This window comes from Paraburkholderia sp. J69-1 (assembly GCF_905220255.1).
Lineage (GTDB): Bacteria > Pseudomonadota > Gammaproteobacteria > Burkholderiales > Burkholderiaceae > Paraburkholderia.
This window is the reverse complement of the sequence record NZ_CAJMZG010000017.1, coordinates 1-14,971: the sequence shown is the minus strand read 5'-3', so window position 1 is coordinate 14,971 and position 14,971 is coordinate 1. Positions and strand designations below refer to the sequence as shown.

Sequence of the window (14,971 nt, the reverse complement as noted above, 5' to 3'; positions counted from 1 at the left end):
AACGGGGGCAAGCTGAAGTATGACCAAATCTGAATTGGTCGCGCAGCTGGCTACGCGATTTCCGCAACTTGTCCTCAAGGATGCGGATTTCGCGGTCAAAACGATGCTCGATGCGATGTCCGAGGCGCTTGCCAAGGGTCATCGCATCGAAATTCGCGGCTTCGGCAGTTTCGGACTGAATCGCCGGCCGTCGCGCGTCGGACGCAATCCCAAATCGGGTGAAAAAGTGTTGGTGCCTGAGAAGTTCGTGCCGCACTTCAAGCCGGGTAAGGAGCTGCGCGAGCGCGTGGACCGTCGTTCGGGCGAACCGCTGAAGGCGGAAGAGCCGGACGACGATCTGTAAGCGCCGCAGGGTATTGGCAGCGGTTACAGCCGTTGGCGGTCAATGCCAGATGGCCAGCATGGACCGAAGAAAGCGCAGGGTTTTTCGAAACCCGGCGCTTTTTTTTCGTCCGCGTTTTTTGCGTGGCCGTTTTTATCGTTCGCGGTTTTTATCTTTCGTTTTCTTTCGTGCTGTGAGGCGAGGTGAGGCCGTGTAAGGTGTGCCTGTCGGCCCATCTTGTTCGCTTTACCGTGCGGCTTCGTGCACGTGCCGGCTCGCGAGCCGTTCCATTACAATACGGGACACTTCGGCGCGGCCTATGCTGCGGCGCAGCAAGCCGGACAAGCCGGCGCTTTCCCGCAACTGCCAAGAGAATCCTTCATGAGATTGATCGCCTGGGTGATCCGTGTGCTGGTCTTCGTGCTGCTGCTCGTGCTCGCACTGGCCAACACGCAAACCACGACGCTGAACTTTCTGGCCGGCTATGCGTGGCAGGCCCCGCTCATCCTGATCGGGCTGGCGTTCTTTGTGGTCGGGCTACTGGCCGGTCTGCTTTCGGCGTTGCCGGCGATGTTCCGGCTGCGCATGGAAAACGGCCGCCTCAAGCGCGAACTGCGCACGGCGCGCGAAACGCCCGTGGTGCAGCCCGAACCGCCGCTGCCGCCGCTCATCTGATTCGAAACACCCGTCGCGCGTCAGCCGTGGCGCGCGGCATGAACACATACCATCGCTCGCATGGATCTCGATTTCTGGTGGCTCCTCGTTATTCCCGTCGCGTTCGCTCTCGGCTGGATGGCGTCGCGCTACGACCTCAAGGCGCTGCTTTCCGAAAGCGCCAACCTGCCGCGTTCCTACTTTCGCGGCCTGAACTTCCTGCTCAACGAACAGCCGGACAAGGCTATCGATGCGTTTATCGAAGTCGCCAAGCTCGATCCTGAAACGGTCGAACTGCACTTCGCGCTCGGCAACCTGTTCCGGCGTCGCGGCGAAACCGATCGCGCGATCCGCGTGCATCAGAATCTGCTCTCGCGCGCCGACCTGCCCGTGAACGAGCGCGATCACGCGCTCTACGAACTCGGCCAGGACTTCCTGAAGGCCGGCATGCTCGACCGCGCGGAGGAAACCTTCAGCACGCTCAAGTCGGGCGACTATGCGCAGGGTGCACAGCGCGCGCTGCTCACGATCTATGAGATCGAGAAGGACTGGAACCGCTCGATCGATACGGCGCGTCTGCTCGAAACCATGGGCGCGCCTTCGCTCGAACTCGAAATCGCCCAGTTCCATTGCGAGCTTGCGCAGGAAGCCCTGCAGCGCAAGAACCCGGAAGAGGCGCGGCGCCAGCTCGGGCTCGCGCTCAAGGCGAATCCGCAGAACGTGCGCGCCACCATCCTCGCGGGCGATGTCGACGCCGCAAGCGGCGACGCGCAAAACGCGCTGGTGCAGTGGAAGCGCGTGGAAGCGCAGAATTCCTCCTATCTGCCGCTCGTCGCTGAAAAGATCATGAAGGCGTACGAGACCTTGGGCCGTGCGCCGGAAGGCGCGCAACTGCTCACCGAATGGGTCGATCGTCATTCGTCGAACGATCTGCTCGATGTGGCCTATAAATATGTAGCCGAGCAAAGCGGTCCCGACGCGGCGCACACGCTTGCGCGCACGCAGATGCAGAAGTCGCCGAATCTCGCCGGCATGACGCGTCTGCTCGAAGCGCAGCAGGCCAGCGCCGAAGAACCGCGCCGCAGCGAACTCGAACTGATGCGCAAGCTGATCCAGCAGCGCACCAAGAATCTGCCGCGTTACACGTGCCAGAACTGTGGTTTCCGGGCGCGCCTGTTCTACTGGCAATGTCCGGGTTGCAGCGGTTGGGAAACCTACGCGCCGCGCCGCGTCGAGCCGATTCCGGCGTCAAGCTGACGGGCTGATCTGAATCAGCCCGCGCACATGCAATATCAACATCCGAATCTGTCACCGGAGCGCGTATGAAAATCACCATTATCGGTACCGGCTACGTTGGCCTCGTCACCGGGGCGTGCCTTGCCGAAATCGGTCACGACGTGTTCTGCCTCGACGTCGATCCGCGCAAGATCGACATCCTGAACAACGGCGGCGTGCCGATCCATGAGCCGGGTCTGCTCGAACTGATCCAGCGCAACCGCAAGGCGCGCCGCATCACGTTTTCCACTGACATCGCCGCGAGCGTCGAACATGGCGAGGTCCAGTTCATCGCCGTCGGTACGCCGCCGGACGAAGACGGTTCCGCCGACCTGCAATACGTGCTGGAAGCGGCGCGCAGCATCGGCCGTCACATGAGCGGCTTCAAGGTGATCGTCGATAAATCGACGGTGCCGGTGGGCACGGCGCAGCGTGTGCAGGCCGTGATCGCCGAAGAACTCGCCAAGCGCGGTCTGGGTGAAAGCGACGCGCATCGCTTCTCGGTGGTGTCGAATCCCGAGTTCCTGAAAGAGGGCGCGGCCGTGGACGACTTCATGCGTCCGGACCGCATCATCATCGGGATCGACGAAGACGCCAACGGCGAACTCGCGCGCGAGAAGATGAAGCGCCTCTACGCGCCGTTCAACCGCAACCACGAACGCACGATCTATATGGACGTGCGCTCGGCGGAATTCTCGAAGTACGCGGCCAACGCGATGCTGGCCACGCGTATCTCGTTTATGAACGAGATGGCGAATCTGGCCGATCGCGTGGGCGCGGATATCGAAGCGGTGCGTCGCGGCATCGGCTCCGATCCGCGTATCGGCTATCACTTCCTGTACGCGGGCTGCGGTTACGGCGGTTCGTGCTTCCCGAAGGACGTGCAGGCGCTGATCCGCACGGCGGCCGAGTCGGGCCAGAATCTGCGTATTCTCGAAGCGGTCGAGGAAGTGAATCACGACCAGAAGGACGTGCTGGTGCGCAAGATCGTCGATTCGCTGGGCGAGGATCTGACGGGCAAGCATTTCGCGGTCTGGGGTCTGGCGTTCAAGCCGAATACCGACGACATGCGCGAAGCGCCGAGCCGCCGTCTGATCGCCGATCTGGTGTCGCGCGGCGCGACGGTGTCGGCGTATGACCCTGTGGCGACCGAAGAGGCGCGCCGCGTGTTCGCGCTCGATCTGGCGCAGTCGCCGGAGCTGCTCGCGCGCATCACCTTCGCGCCGAGCCAGGACGACACGCTCGCGGGCGCCGATGCACTCGTGATCGTCACGGAATGGACGGCGTTCAAGGCGCCCGATTTCGAAGCGCTCAAGGCCGATCTGAAGTCGCCGCGCATCTTCGACGGACGCAATCTCTACGAGCCGGACGCCATGGCGGAACACGGCTTTGACTATCACTCGATTGGGCGGCCCCATGCCAAACACGCAACCTCAGCAGCCTGACCACGCGGCGCTCGCGCCCGACGTCCAGGTCGTGCCGCGCGAACAGTTCGGCAAATCGCGCGTGCTGGTCGTGGGCGACGTGATGCTCGACCGTTACTGGTTCGGCGACGTCAACCGCATCTCGCCGGAAGCGCCGGTGCCGGTCGTGCATGTGCAACGCCAGGAAGATCGTCTGGGCGGCGCCGCGAACGTCGCGCGCAACGCCGCTGCGCTGGGCGCGCAGGCCGGTCTGCTGTGCGTGGTCGGCCATGACGAGCCCGGCGAGCGTATCGTCGAGCTGCTCGGCGAAAGCCATGTGCACGCGCACCTCGAACGCGATCCCGCGCTGCCCACCACGATCAAGCTGCGTGTGCTCTCGCGCCAGCAGCAACTGCTGCGCGTGGATTTCGAGAACACGCCGGCGCACGAGGCGCTGCTTGCGGGCCTCGCGCGCTTCGACGCGCTGCTGCCCACGCACGACGTCATCCTCATGTCGGACTATGCGAAGGGCGGCCTCACGCACGTCACGCAGATGATTTCGACGGCGCGCGCGGCCGGCAAGGCCGTGCTGGTCGATCCGAAGGGCGACGACTGGGAGCGCTATCGCGGCGCGAGCGTCATCACGCCGAATCGCGCGGAATTGCGCGAAGTGGTGGGCACGTGGAAATCGGAAGAGGACCTGCTCGCCCGCGTGACGAAGCTGCGCGAAGAACTGCAACTGGACGCGCTGCTGCTCACGCGCTCGGAAGAGGGCATGACGCTCTTCTCCGAGGCCGGCGTGCTGCACGCGCCGGCTGTCGCACGCGAAGTGTATGATGTGTCGGGCGCTGGCGACACCGTCATCGCAACTGTCGCGGTCGCGCTGGGCGCGGGCCTTTCGCTGCAGGAAGGCGTCGCGCTCGCCAATCGGGCGGCCGGCATCGTGGTCGGCAAGCTCGGCACCGCCACCGTCGATTACGACGAACTCTTTCAATGACGCTGCACGCATCGCAGCACACGGCGAGCTAGAACGGCGGCCTTCCGGGACGCCGCTCGCCTTCCGGGCCGGGATTTCTGGAGAGTTTTCCCGGCCGCGCGTGCACCTCATCACAGCAGAACTACCATGACCATCATTGTGACCGGCGCGGCCGGCTTCATCGGCAGCAACATCGTCAAGGCGCTGAACGAACGCGGCGAAGATCGCATCATCGCCGTCGACAATCTGACGCGTGCCGACAAGTTCAAGAATCTCGTCGATTGCGAGATCGACGATTACCTCGACAAGACCGAATTCGTCGAGCGCTTCACGCGCGGCGACTTCGGCAATGTGCGTGCCGTGTTCCACGAAGGCGCCTGTTCGGACACGATGGAAACCGACGGCCGCTACATGATGGACAACAACTTCCGCTACAGCCGTGCGGTGCTGGACGCCTGCCAGGCGCAGCGCGCGCAGTTCCTGTATGCGTCGTCGGCGGCGATTTACGGCGGCTCGACGCGCTTTGTCGAAGATCGCGAAGTGGAAGCGCCGCTGAACGTCTACGGCTATTCGAAGTTCCTGTTCGACCAGGTGATCCGCCGCGTGCTGCCCACGGCGCAAAGCCAGATCGCCGGTTTCCGTTACTTCAACGTCTACGGCCAGCGCGAGACGCACAAGGCGCGCATGGCGTCGGTGGCGTTCCACAACTTCAACCAGTTCCGCGCCGAAGGCCGCGTGAAGTTGTTCGGCGAGTACAACGGCTATGCGCCGGGCGAGCAGACGCGCGATTTCGTGTCGGTGGAAGACGTGGTGAAGGTGAACCTGTTCTTCTTCGATCATCCGGAAAAGTCGGGCATCTTCAACCTGGGCAGCGGCCGTGCGCAGCCGTTCAACGATATCGCTACCAGCGTCGTCAACACGCTGCGCGCGATGGAAGGCAAGCCGGCGCTCACGCTGGCCGAACAGGTCAAGGAAGGCCTGATCGAGTACATCCCGTTCCCGGACGCACTGCGCGGCAAGTACCAGTGCTTCACGCAGGCCGACCAGTCGAAGCTGCGCGCAGCGGGCTACGACGCGCCGTTCCTGACGGTTCAGGAAGGGGTCGATCGTTACGTACGTTGGCTATCCGGCCAGGTGTAAGCGCAAGCGATCTCTCCCTAAACTGGATTCTCCTCGCCGGCGATGGTCGCCGGCGGTGGTTGTCAACGGAGATCCAGCATGTTCAAAAAACTTCTCGCATTGGCGGCGCTGCTCGCCGCCTTCGGCCAGGCGTTCGGCGCCGTGGACGTCAATTCGGCCAATGAGGATGCGCTGCGCGGCATCAAGGGCATCGGGCCGGCACGCGCCAAGGCAATTCTCGACGAGCGCGGCGCGCACGGTCCGTTCAAGGACGCCTCCGACCTCGGCAAGCGTGTGAAGGGCCTGGGCGGCCATACCGTCGAACGTTTGCAGGCCGAAGGATTGTCGGTCGGACCGGGCGATGGCAAGGCCACGCAAACTGCTAACGCCGCTGCGGGCGGCAAGGGCGCGCCCGCGAAGGGCAGCGCCACGCCGGCGGCTACGGGCACCACGACGGTCGCGGTCAAGAAGTAGCGTGCTTTCGCGTTAATCGCGCGTCTGTTTTACGCGTGCCGCGTTCCTCGGGCGGTGCGCAGGCAAGTCCCTTCAGGTGTCGCTACGGTGTCGCGCAAGCCACTACGGCGACCTTGTACCCGCGGTTCAGGCCGCGGGCTTTTTGCGTGGCGCATCCGTGTCGCGAATCGGCGGGCCGCCGACCCTCATCGCGTTATGGACTGTCGGGGTGCCTCTGCGAAGGTAGGCCGCGTGGTTTAGAATCGAAAAATCACGTAATCGCGCCTGACCGTCACCTTTTATGCCATACAAGACCATTGAAGACACGATCGGCAATACGCCGCTCGTGCAACTCGTCCGTTTGCCGGACGACGAAATCCGCGCCCGCAACAACGTGGTGCTGGCCAAGCTGGAAGGCAATAACCCGGCCGGCTCGGTCAAGGACCGCCCGGCGCTGTCGATGATCCGCAAGGCGGAGCAGCGCGGCCGCATCAAGCCGGGCGACACGCTGATCGAAGCCACGAGCGGCAACACCGGCATTGCGCTGGCGATGGCTGCGGCCATCCGCGGTTACAAGATGGTCCTGATCATGCCGGAAGACCTCTCGATCGAGCGTCGCCAGAGCATGGCCGCCTATGGCGCGGAAATCATGCTCACGCCGGTCAAGGGCGGCATGGAGTACGCGCGCGATCTCGCCGAGCAGATGCAGCGCGACGGCAAGGGCATCATCCTCGACCAGTTCGCCAATCCCGATAATCCGCTTGCGCACTACGAAGGCACCGGCCCGGAACTGTGGCGCGACACCGAAGGCCGCATCACGCACTTTGTCTCGTCGATGGGCACGACGGGCACGATCATGGGCACGTCGCAGTTCCTGAAGGAACAGAATTCGGCGATCGAAATCGTCGGGGCGCAGCCGGAAGAGGGCTCGCGCATTCCTGGCATCCGCAAATGGCCGGAAGCCTATCTGCCGAAGATCTTCGATCGCAGCCGCGTGGACCGCGTCGAGAACGTGAGCCAGGCCGCCGCCGAAGCGATGGCGCGCCGTCTTGCGTCCGTCGAAGGCATCTTTGCGGGCATTTCGTCGGGCGGTGCGTGTGAAGTGGCGATGCGCCTCGCGCGTCAGCTCGAAAACGCGACGATCGTGTTTATCGTCTGCGATCGCGGCGACCGTTATCTGTCGACGGGTGTGTTCCCGGCCTGAGCGTCGTTTTAATTTCGCGCGCTCGAATGCAAACGGGCGGTCTGTCCTGAGAGACAGACCGCCCGTTTTTTATGGCGCGAAGCTTATTGGGGTTGCGCTTGCGGCTGCGCGGGCCGTGCCTGCCTCAGCAACTGCAGTTGTTGCGGCGTCAGCGTGGTCGTGCCGTTCGACGGCCCCGTGCTCACCTCGCCGCCAGCATCATCGCCCGCATCGACGTTGGTATTTGCACCGGTATTGACACCCACGCCCGGCTGCGTCGCCAGCATCTGCGCCTTCACGCGCATGCCCAGCTGATACACCGAAAGCGCGTAGAAGAAGCTGCGGTTGTAGCGCGTAAGCACATAGAAGTTCTTCAGGCCGATCATGTATTCGGTGGCGCGTCCGGGCGTCGGCAGGTCGATGACGGTGACCGGCGTGCCGCCTTCGGCTGCGATATCCACGTTCGGTTCGTTGAGCGCGAGGCCCGAGCGCAGCAGTTGCACGAGCGGCCAGCGCGGTTCCGGCTTGCCGTCGGCGGCGGCCTGCGCGATGCCCTGGCTGCCCGCGTCGTTGGCGATCTTCCACACCACCGGGCGGCCGGTTTCCCAGCCGTTCTGCTTCAGATAGTTCGCGACGCTGCCGATCGCATCGGGCGTGCTCGCGCGCAGGTCAATATGGTGATTGCCTTCGTAATCGACCGCGTATTGCACGATGCTGCTCGGCAGGAATTGCGGAATGCCGATCGCGCCCGTGTACGAACCCAGCACCGACGACGGATCGATCTGCGAACCGCGCGTCCACACCAGGTAGTCCTCGAGATTCTTGCGGAACGTCGCCATGCGGTCGGCGCGGTTCGGCGTATTGGGGTAGTCGAACGCGAGCGTCGTGAGCGCATCGAGCACGCGGAAGTTGCCCATATAGCGGCCGTAGATCGTCTCCACGCCGATAATGCCGACGATCACTTCGGGCGGCACGCCGAATTCATCGGATGCGCGCTGCAGCGTCGCCTGGTTCGCGCGCCAGAATTTCACGCCCGCGTTGATGCGCACGGTGTCGAGGAAGCGCGACTGATACGCGCGCCAGTTCTTCGTGCTCGGCGTGGGCGAGGGCGTAACCAGCTTCACGGCCGTGGCCGAATAGCTCGCGCTCGAGAACAGCGCGTGCAGCGCATCGGCGTTGAAGTCGTAGCGCGCGACCATGTCGTTGATGAAGGCATCGACATCCGGGTTGTTCGCATAGCGCTGCGGAACGATTTCCTCTTCGAACGTCTGGCCTTGCGAGGCACCTTGCGATGCGGGCTGCGCCTGGGCGAGCGTCAACGGCTTCTGGCGCAGATTCGCTGCGTTCGATGCGTTCGACGTTTGAGCGTGTGCAGCGCCGGTCCACAGCGCCGCTGCGGTGCAGAGCGCGAGCGCGAACGACGGAATGCGCGAGTGACCGGAAGCAGGCAGGGCGGACTTGTGCGCGGGCTTTTGCGTCATGGGAGGCGGCAGATCTGAGCGGGAGGAAGTGATCCGGGGCAGTATACCCGAGCACTCCGCGTGGACTAACCCTGCGTGGGCGCTTGCGCGGCGCTCGCGCCACGACCGCACCGGCTGGCGTAATCGATGCAGTGGCCGTGTGGTAACGTGATGGCTGTTCGCGCCGGCCGACCGTGCCGGCATGCGGATCATGCCGCGATTGCACGACTGTTGCCGATTCCTGCGCAGCACACCCGACGAAAGATCAGATGGAGACCCGCGAAAAGCCCACGTGTGCAATCGAGCACGTGTGCAGCGCGGCCAGTACGACACATGACGACCGGTTTTTTCTCGCATCCCGACTGTCTGCTGCATGAGATGGGCGAGTGGCATCCCGAATGCCCCGCGCGCCTGCAGGCCATCGAAGACCAGCTCATCGCGAGCCGCATCGACGCGCTGATCGAGCGCGACGACTCCGCGCCGCTCGCCGACGAAGCCGCGCTGCTGCGCGTGCATACGCAGGCGCATATCGACTACCTGCGCCAGCTTGCGCCGCAGGAAGGCTACGCGCCGATCGACCCCGACACCTCGATGAATCCGCACACGTGGCAGGCCGCACTGCGCGCGGCGGGCGCAGCCGTCGCCGCCACCGATGCGGTGATCGCGGGGCGCTTCGAGAACGCCTTCTGCAGCGTGCGTCCGCCCGGCCATCACGCCGAACCCGCGCGCGCAATGGGCTTCTGCTTCTTCAATAACGTGGCGATTGCGGCGCGTCATGCGCTCGACGTGCACGGGCTGTCGCGCGTGGCGGTGATCGACTTCGACGTGCATCACGGCAACGGCACGGAAGCCGCATTCGCCGGCGACACGCGCGTGCTCATGTGCAGCATGTTCCAGCACCCGTTCTATCCGTTTTCGGGCGCGGACAACCAGGCGCCGAACATGGTCAACGTGCCGATGGCGGCGCGCAGCAAAGGCATGGAAGTGCGCGAGGCCATCGACATCATGTGGCTGCCGCGACTGCACGAATTCAGGCCGGAGATGGTGTTCATCTCGGCGGGTTTCGATGCGCATCGCGAAGACGATCTCGGCAATATGGGGCTGGTCGAGGACGATTACGCGTGGATCACGGAACAGATCGTCGATATCGCCAACCGCTATGCCAAAGGGCGCATCGTGAGTTGCCTCGAAGGCGGCTATAACCTTTCGGCGCTCGGGCGCAGCGTGGTGGCGCATCTGCGCGTGATGGCCGGCATCTGATTTTTCTGCAGCGTTTCAAAGGAGCGCAGCGTCATGAGTGAAGCTTCCCCGCTGGCCGCAGTGATCGACGTCACGCAGGACGCCTACGGCGTAGACGGTGTCGTGCGCCTCACACTGAATCGGCCCGATGCGTTCAACGCGCTCTCCGAAACGCTCATCGACGCGCTGCTCGCGCAACTGGCCGATATCGCGAAATCATCGGCGCGCGTGGTGGTGATCGCGGCGGCGGGGCGCGCATTCTGCGCGGGCCACGATCTCAAGGAGATGCGCGCGGAACCGTCGCTCGATTACTACAAGTCGCTATTCGCGCGCTGCTCGAAGATGATGCTGGCGATCCAGAAGCTGCCGCAGCCGGTGATCGCCCGCGTGCACGGCGTCGCGACGGCGGCGGGCTGCCAGCTGGTGGCGATGTGCGATCTGGCCGTGGCCGCGGAGACGGCGCGGTTTGCGGTGTCGGGCATCAATCTGGGGCTGTTCTGCTCGACGCCCGCGGTGCCGCTCACGCGCAACGTCTCGCGCAAAGCCGCTTTCGAAATGCTGATGACGGGCGATTTTATCGACGCGCACACGGCGCAGCGCGAAGGTCTCGTCAACCGTGTCGTGCCCGCCGAGGCGCTCGACGATGCGGTGAAGTCGCTGGCCGCAAGCATCTGCGCGAAGCCGCGCGAGGCGGTGGAAGCGGGCAAGGGACTGTTCTACCGGCAACTCGAAATGGGCATCGAGGCCGCGTATCAACTGGCCGGGCAGACCATGGCATGCAACATGATGACCGACCCGGCGCTCGACGGCGTGCGGGCGTTTATCGACAAACGCGGCACGAAATAAGCACCGCTAGCTCCGCTTGCCGATCCAGTCGAGCATTGCGGCGATCACGCGCTCGCGATCCAGATCGTTGAGCGTTTCGTGGAAGCTGCCTTCGTAAAGCGTCAGCGTGCGATCGGGCGAGCCCACCTGTTCGCCGAATGCGCGGCTGCCGTCGGGTTCCGTGAGCTTGTCCTCGGTGCCGTGCCAGACGAGCACCGGCAGGCGCAACTGCTTGCGGCCCGCTTCGATGCGCTTCATCGCTTCCAGCAGTTCCGCGCCGGTGCGCGCGGGAATTGCGCCGTGATGCACGAGCGGATCGGCGCGATTGGCGGCGACCACGGCGGCGTCGCGCGCGAGCAGGGCGGCGTCGATTTTCATCGCCGGAAAGCGCGGCCAGATCGCGCTCATCACGCGGCTGGCGGCAATCATCCACTGCGGCACGTCGCGACCGGGCGCGAGCGCCGCGCTCGAGAGCAACAGGCCCGCAAACTTCACGCCGGAGCGCGGCGCGCGTTCGATCGCATAGAGCGCGGCGATCGCGCCGCCCATGCTGTGGCCCATCAGAAAGAGCGGCATGCGCTGCTTCGCGCTTTGCGCGGCGGCGTGGGCGACCAGCGCTTCGGCATCGTCGAGATAATCGTCGAAGCGGTGGATGGTGGCGCGCTTGCCGCTCGCCCGCCCGTGACCGCGCAGATCGATCGCATAGACGTCGATGCCTGCGGCGTTCAGCCGCGCGGCCAGCGCCGTATAGCGGCCGGCATGTTCGGCCAGACCGTGAATCAGCGCGATGGCGGCGCGTGCCGGCGTGCCGCGCGCGCGCCAGGCGTAAAGCGGCAACTCGACGCCGTCGCGGGCGCGCAGCGTAACGGTTTCGGCACCGCCATAAGCGCGCTGGGCGGCGCTTGCAGCGGGGTTCGGCGCGGTGGCCGGCGGGGTTGTCTCCATATGCGCCTCTTTTTCCCTCGAAGTGTCGTTATCAGGTTTCGGGCTGTCGGGCAGGGTAGCGCCGATTCGGCAGCGCTTCATCGCTTTTTCCCGCACGATTCCTCTAATGCGTTTGGGTTATGAAAGTATCGGAATTGATTATTAAAAGGAATTTTGTCAGCCAGGGTAAAATGGCGAGTTGATTCCAGTCCAGCAAACGGCGGCAGTCTGCCGGTGCGACGCGGCTTGTGCGGTTGAAAGATCGTTGCAAGATTCCTGTGGCGCACGGCACACCCCGCCGTTTCGTTTTTTTCATGATCGAAATTCGAAACGTGTTCCAGCGCTTCGCCGGCCCGCAAGGCGGCTGGGTCGAGGCGCTGCACAACGTCAATCTGACGATTCCGCAGGGCGAGGTGTTCGGCATCATCGGCCGCAGCGGCGCGGGCAAGAGTACGCTCGTACGCACCCTCAATCTGCTCACGCGTCCGACCGAAGGCGACATCGTCGTCAACGGGCGCACGCTCACGTCGCTCTCCAGCGCCGATCTGCGCGAAGCACGCCGTGAAATCGGCATGATCTTCCAGCACTTCAACCTGCTGTCTTCGCGCACGGTGTTCGAGAACGTGGCGCTGCCGCTCGAACTCGCCGGCATGAAGCGCGCGCAGATCGAGGACGCGGTGCTGCCGCTGCTCGAACTCGTCGGCCTGAGCGCGCAGAAGGACCGTTATCCGTCGCAGATCAGCGGCGGCCAGAAGCAGCGCGTGGGCATTGCGCGGGCGCTCGCGAGCAAGCCGAAGGTGCTGCTGTCCGACGAAGCGACTTCCGCGCTCGACCCGGAAACCACGCGCGCGATTCTCGATCTGCTGCGCAAGATCAACCGCGAGCTGAACCTGACCATCGTGATGATCACGCACCAGATGGAAGTGATCAAACAGGTCTGCGACCGCGTGGCCGTGCTCGACGCGGGCCGTGTGGTCGAAACCGGCCCGGTGCTCGACGTGTTCCTGCAACCGCACCACGAAGTCACGCGCGCGCTGCTCGGCGACGTGATCGCCCAGGAGCTGCCGCCCACGCTCAAGGCCCGTGTGGTCGAGCGTCTCGCGAAGGGCAACGCGCACTTGCTGCGCCTGGCCTTCAAGGGCTCGGGCGTCGATCAGCCGGTGCTGTCGGAAACCATTCGCCGCTTCGAACTCGACTTCAACATCTTGCATGGCCAGATCGACGAGATCCAGGGGCAGGCGTTCGGCTCGCTCGCGGTGCTCGCGGGCGGCGATCCGGTGAAGGTGGCGCAGGCCATGACGTGGCTGCGCGAGCAGGGTGTGGTGGTCGAGGAGCTGTCCCATGTGGAGTGAAATGTTCGATATGTTCGTCCAGTCGTTCTGGGAGACGCTCATCATGGTGGGCATTTCCGGGCTGGTCGGCGCCGCTGTCGGTCTGCCGCTGGGCGTGCTGCTCTATCTGACCGACCGCAACGGCGTGCTGCAGAACGTGGCCGTCAATCGCGCGATGGGCATGGTCGTCAACGCCGTGCGCTCGACGCCGTTCATCATCCTGCTGGTCGCGGTGATTCCGTTTACGCGTGTGATCGTTGGTTCTTCGATCGGCACGGCGGCCGCGATCGTGCCGCTGACGATTTCCGCCGCGCCGTTCATCGCGCGTCTGGTGGAAACTGCGCTGCGCGAAGTCGATCGCGGTCTGATCGAAGCCGCGCAGTCGATGGGCGCGACCACGAGCCAGATCGTCTTCAAGGTGCTGCTGCCCGAGTCGCTGCCCGGCGTGGTGGCGGGTCTGACGATCACGTTCATTTCGCTGGTCGGCTATTCGGCGATGGCCGGTGCGATCGGCGGTGGCGGTCTGGGCGACCTGGGCATCCGCTACGGCTATCAGCGCTTCGAGCCTGAAGTCATGCTGCTGGTGGTCGTGGTGCTGATCGTGTTCGTGCAGATCGTGCAGTCGTTCGGCGACTGGCTGGTGCGCCGCCTGAGCCACAAATAAGTAGCGCGATCGTCCAAACCGACGAGGCTGGCCAGGCGTTTTTTCGCTATAGATAACACTACAGAGACAAAGGTTTGGCTATGCAACGTCGTTTTGTGATCGGGCTGGTGGCGGCGCTGGGCGCTGCGGCGTTCGCCGCGCCGCTGCTCGCGAATGCGGGCGAGACCATCAAGGTGGGTGTGACGGGCGGTCCGCACGAGCAGGTGATGGAAGTGGTCAAGCGTGTCGCGGCGAAGAACGGTCTCGACATCAAGATCGTCGAGTTCTCGGATTACGTGCAGCCGAATGCGGCGCTGGCAAGCGGCGATCTCGACGCCAACAGCTACCAGCACGCGCCGTATCTGGATGCGCAGGTGAAGGATCGCGGCTACAAGCTCGTGAAGCTCGCGGACACGGTCACGTTCCCGATGGGCATCTACTCGAAGTCGATCCATTCGCTGACGGAACTGAAGCCGGGCGCGCGGATTGCGGTTCCGAACGATCCGACCAATGGCGGCCGCGCGCTGCTGTTGCTGCAGAAGCAGGGCCTGATCAAGCTGCGCGCCGACGCGGGTTTGAAGGCCACACCGCTCGACATCGTCGAGAACCCGAGGAAGCTGAAGATCGTCGAACTGGACGCGGCGCAGATTCCGCGCTCGCTCGCCGATGTGGATGCCGCCGCGATCAATACGAATTTCGCGATGCAGGCGGGTCTGAAGCCGAAAGCGGACGCGATTGCGATCGAAGACCCGAACGGGCCTTACGTGAACATCCTCGCGATTCGTGCGGAAGACCGCAACAAGCCGTGGGCGGCGAAGCTGGCGGCGGCCTACCGCTCGCCAGAGGTCAAGCAGTACATCGAACAGAAGTTCGGCGGGGCGGTGATCGCCTCCTGGTAAGGTGGGGCACCGACCACGACGAATTAGATAGAGAGTTCAGTCGGAGCCCGGGCTTGAGCCCGGGTTTTTTCCGACATAAAATCGCACGGTCGTTCGCTACTGGCGAACAAGGCAGCCGGGCCGCAAAAATGGGCGGCTGCGGCATAGAGCGGGTCGTGCGGGAAAAATGCTGGCGGCGAAGGCGTGCGGGAATGCTATCGCTATAATGTCCGCCAGGTTGACGTATTCGTAACTTCGGAGCATGTGAATGAAAGTCCTTGTGCCA

At 64.1% G+C, this 14,971-nt stretch carries 15 protein-coding genes; 13 read left to right on the top strand and 2 right to left on the bottom strand.

Annotated features, from left to right (window positions below; all coding sequences use genetic code 11):
• The first annotated feature begins 19 nt into the window (after positions 1-19).
• The 8 genes from U5A67_RS27110 (at position 20) to cysM (ending at position 7,406) form a co-directional block, all read left to right on the top strand.
• Positions 20-343: an integration host factor subunit beta gene (locus U5A67_RS27110; protein ID WP_103707056.1), complete on the top strand. Its 324-nt coding sequence runs from the start codon at positions 20-22 to the stop codon at positions 341-343.
• Positions 344-703: 360 nt separating this feature from the next.
• A complete protein-coding gene (locus U5A67_RS27105) occupies positions 704-997 on the top strand; it encodes a lipopolysaccharide assembly protein LapA domain-containing protein (protein ID WP_205984274.1) in 294 nt (97 codons plus the stop codon).
• A 60-nt stretch (positions 998-1,057) separates the two neighbouring features.
• Entirely contained in the window at positions 1,058-2,233 is a 1,176-nt protein-coding gene (gene lapB / locus U5A67_RS27100) for a lipopolysaccharide assembly protein LapB (RefSeq protein ID WP_205984273.1), read from the top strand.
• A 65-nt stretch (positions 2,234-2,298) separates the two neighbouring features.
• Positions 2,299-3,696, top strand: coding sequence for a UDP-glucose dehydrogenase family protein (locus tag U5A67_RS27095; protein ID WP_205984272.1), 1,398 nt, complete (start codon positions 2,299-2,301; stop codon positions 3,694-3,696).
• Positions 3,668-4,651, top strand: coding sequence for a D-glycero-beta-D-manno-heptose-7-phosphate kinase (gene rfaE1, locus U5A67_RS27090; protein ID WP_205984271.1), 984 nt, complete (start codon positions 3,668-3,670; stop codon positions 4,649-4,651). Before U5A67_RS27095 ends, rfaE1 begins: the two co-directional genes overlap by 29 nt.
• A gap of 126 nt (positions 4,652-4,777) precedes the next feature.
• Positions 4,778-5,770 carry an ADP-glyceromanno-heptose 6-epimerase gene (gene rfaD / locus U5A67_RS27085; protein ID WP_205984270.1) on the top strand — a complete coding sequence of 331 codons (993 nt, stop codon included), beginning with the start codon at positions 4,778-4,780 and terminating at the stop codon, positions 5,768-5,770.
• Positions 5,771-5,848: 78 nt separating this feature from the next.
• The gene (locus tag U5A67_RS27080; RefSeq protein WP_321816814.1) at positions 5,849-6,223 is read left to right on the top strand and encodes a ComEA family DNA-binding protein; all 375 of its coding nucleotides are present in this window, start codon (positions 5,849-5,851) and stop codon (positions 6,221-6,223) included.
• Between the two features lie 280 nt (positions 6,224-6,503).
• Positions 6,504-7,406, top strand: coding sequence for a cysteine synthase CysM (gene cysM, locus U5A67_RS27075; RefSeq protein WP_205984268.1), 903 nt, complete (start codon positions 6,504-6,506; stop codon positions 7,404-7,406).
• Between the two features lie 83 nt (positions 7,407-7,489).
• On the opposite strand, the gene mltB is transcribed toward cysM, so the two are convergent.
• Positions 7,490-8,866: a lytic murein transglycosylase B gene (gene mltB, locus U5A67_RS27070; RefSeq protein ID WP_321816815.1), complete on the bottom strand. Its 1,377-nt coding sequence runs from the start codon at positions 8,864-8,866 to the stop codon at positions 7,490-7,492.
• Between the two features lie 312 nt (positions 8,867-9,178).
• On the opposite strand from mltB, the gene U5A67_RS27065 reads away from it, so the two are divergent.
• Together U5A67_RS27065 and U5A67_RS27060 are read left to right on the top strand one after the other, a co-directional pair.
• On the top strand, positions 9,179-10,105 hold the full coding sequence (locus tag U5A67_RS27065; protein ID WP_205984266.1) for a histone deacetylase family protein: 927 nt from the start codon (positions 9,179-9,181) through the stop codon (positions 10,103-10,105).
• 33 nt (positions 10,106-10,138) lie between these two features.
• Entirely contained in the window at positions 10,139-10,930 is a 792-nt protein-coding gene (locus tag U5A67_RS27060; protein WP_321816816.1) for an enoyl-CoA hydratase, read from the top strand.
• Between the two features lie 6 nt (positions 10,931-10,936).
• Here U5A67_RS27060 and U5A67_RS27055 read toward each other — a convergent pair whose 3' ends face one another.
• Positions 10,937-11,854, bottom strand: a complete 918-nt coding sequence (locus U5A67_RS27055) for an alpha/beta hydrolase (protein ID WP_321816817.1) — start codon at positions 11,852-11,854, stop codon at positions 10,937-10,939.
• Positions 11,855-12,147: 293 nt separating this feature from the next.
• Here U5A67_RS27055 and U5A67_RS27050 point away from each other — a divergent pair, with 293 nt between their 5' ends.
• The 3 genes from U5A67_RS27050 to U5A67_RS27040 all read left to right on the top strand — a co-directional run bounded on the left by U5A67_RS27050 (position 12,148) and on the right by U5A67_RS27040 (position 14,706).
• Positions 12,148-13,185 carry a methionine ABC transporter ATP-binding protein gene (locus U5A67_RS27050; RefSeq protein ID WP_205984263.1) on the top strand — a complete coding sequence of 346 codons (1,038 nt, stop codon included), beginning with the start codon at positions 12,148-12,150 and terminating at the stop codon, positions 13,183-13,185.
• Positions 13,175-13,828: a methionine ABC transporter permease gene (locus U5A67_RS27045; RefSeq protein ID WP_205984262.1), complete on the top strand. Its 654-nt coding sequence runs from the start codon at positions 13,175-13,177 to the stop codon at positions 13,826-13,828. The genes U5A67_RS27050 and U5A67_RS27045 overlap by 11 nt, the downstream gene beginning before the upstream one ends.
• A gap of 80 nt (positions 13,829-13,908) precedes the next feature.
• The gene (locus U5A67_RS27040; protein ID WP_321816818.1) at positions 13,909-14,706 is read left to right on the top strand and encodes a MetQ/NlpA family ABC transporter substrate-binding protein; all 798 of its coding nucleotides are present in this window, start codon (positions 13,909-13,911) and stop codon (positions 14,704-14,706) included.
• Positions 14,707-14,971 lie beyond the last annotated feature (265 nt).

Coding starts and splice junctions, on each gene's coding strand:
- lapB (WP_205984273.1), top strand. CDS start 1,058: ATGGATCTCGATTTCTGGTGGCTCCTCGTTATTCCCGTCGCGTTCGCT.
- rfaE1 (WP_205984271.1), top strand. CDS start 3,668: ATGCCAAACACGCAACCTCAGCAGCCTGACCACGCGGCGCTCGCGCCC.
- U5A67_RS27045 (WP_205984262.1), top strand. CDS start 13,175: ATGTGGAGTGAAATGTTCGATATGTTCGTCCAGTCGTTCTGGGAGACG.
- cysM (WP_205984268.1), top strand. CDS start 6,504: ATGCCATACAAGACCATTGAAGACACGATCGGCAATACGCCGCTCGTG.
- U5A67_RS27110 (WP_103707056.1), top strand. CDS start 20: ATGACCAAATCTGAATTGGTCGCGCAGCTGGCTACGCGATTTCCGCAA.
- U5A67_RS27105 (WP_205984274.1), top strand. CDS start 704: ATGAGATTGATCGCCTGGGTGATCCGTGTGCTGGTCTTCGTGCTGCTG.
- rfaD (WP_205984270.1), top strand. CDS start 4,778: ATGACCATCATTGTGACCGGCGCGGCCGGCTTCATCGGCAGCAACATC.
- U5A67_RS27050 (WP_205984263.1), top strand. CDS start 12,148: ATGATCGAAATTCGAAACGTGTTCCAGCGCTTCGCCGGCCCGCAAGGC.
- U5A67_RS27060 (WP_321816816.1), top strand. CDS start 10,139: ATGAGTGAAGCTTCCCCGCTGGCCGCAGTGATCGACGTCACGCAGGAC.
- U5A67_RS27065 (WP_205984266.1), top strand. CDS start 9,179: ATGACGACCGGTTTTTTCTCGCATCCCGACTGTCTGCTGCATGAGATG.
- U5A67_RS27055 (WP_321816817.1), bottom strand. CDS start 11,854: ATGGAGACAACCCCGCCGGCCACCGCGCCGAACCCCGCTGCAAGCGCC.
- U5A67_RS27080 (WP_321816814.1), top strand. CDS start 5,849: ATGTTCAAAAAACTTCTCGCATTGGCGGCGCTGCTCGCCGCCTTCGGC.
- U5A67_RS27095 (WP_205984272.1), top strand. CDS start 2,299: ATGAAAATCACCATTATCGGTACCGGCTACGTTGGCCTCGTCACCGGG.
- U5A67_RS27040 (WP_321816818.1), top strand. CDS start 13,909: ATGCAACGTCGTTTTGTGATCGGGCTGGTGGCGGCGCTGGGCGCTGCG.
- mltB (WP_321816815.1), bottom strand. CDS start 8,866: ATGACGCAAAAGCCCGCGCACAAGTCCGCCCTGCCTGCTTCCGGTCAC.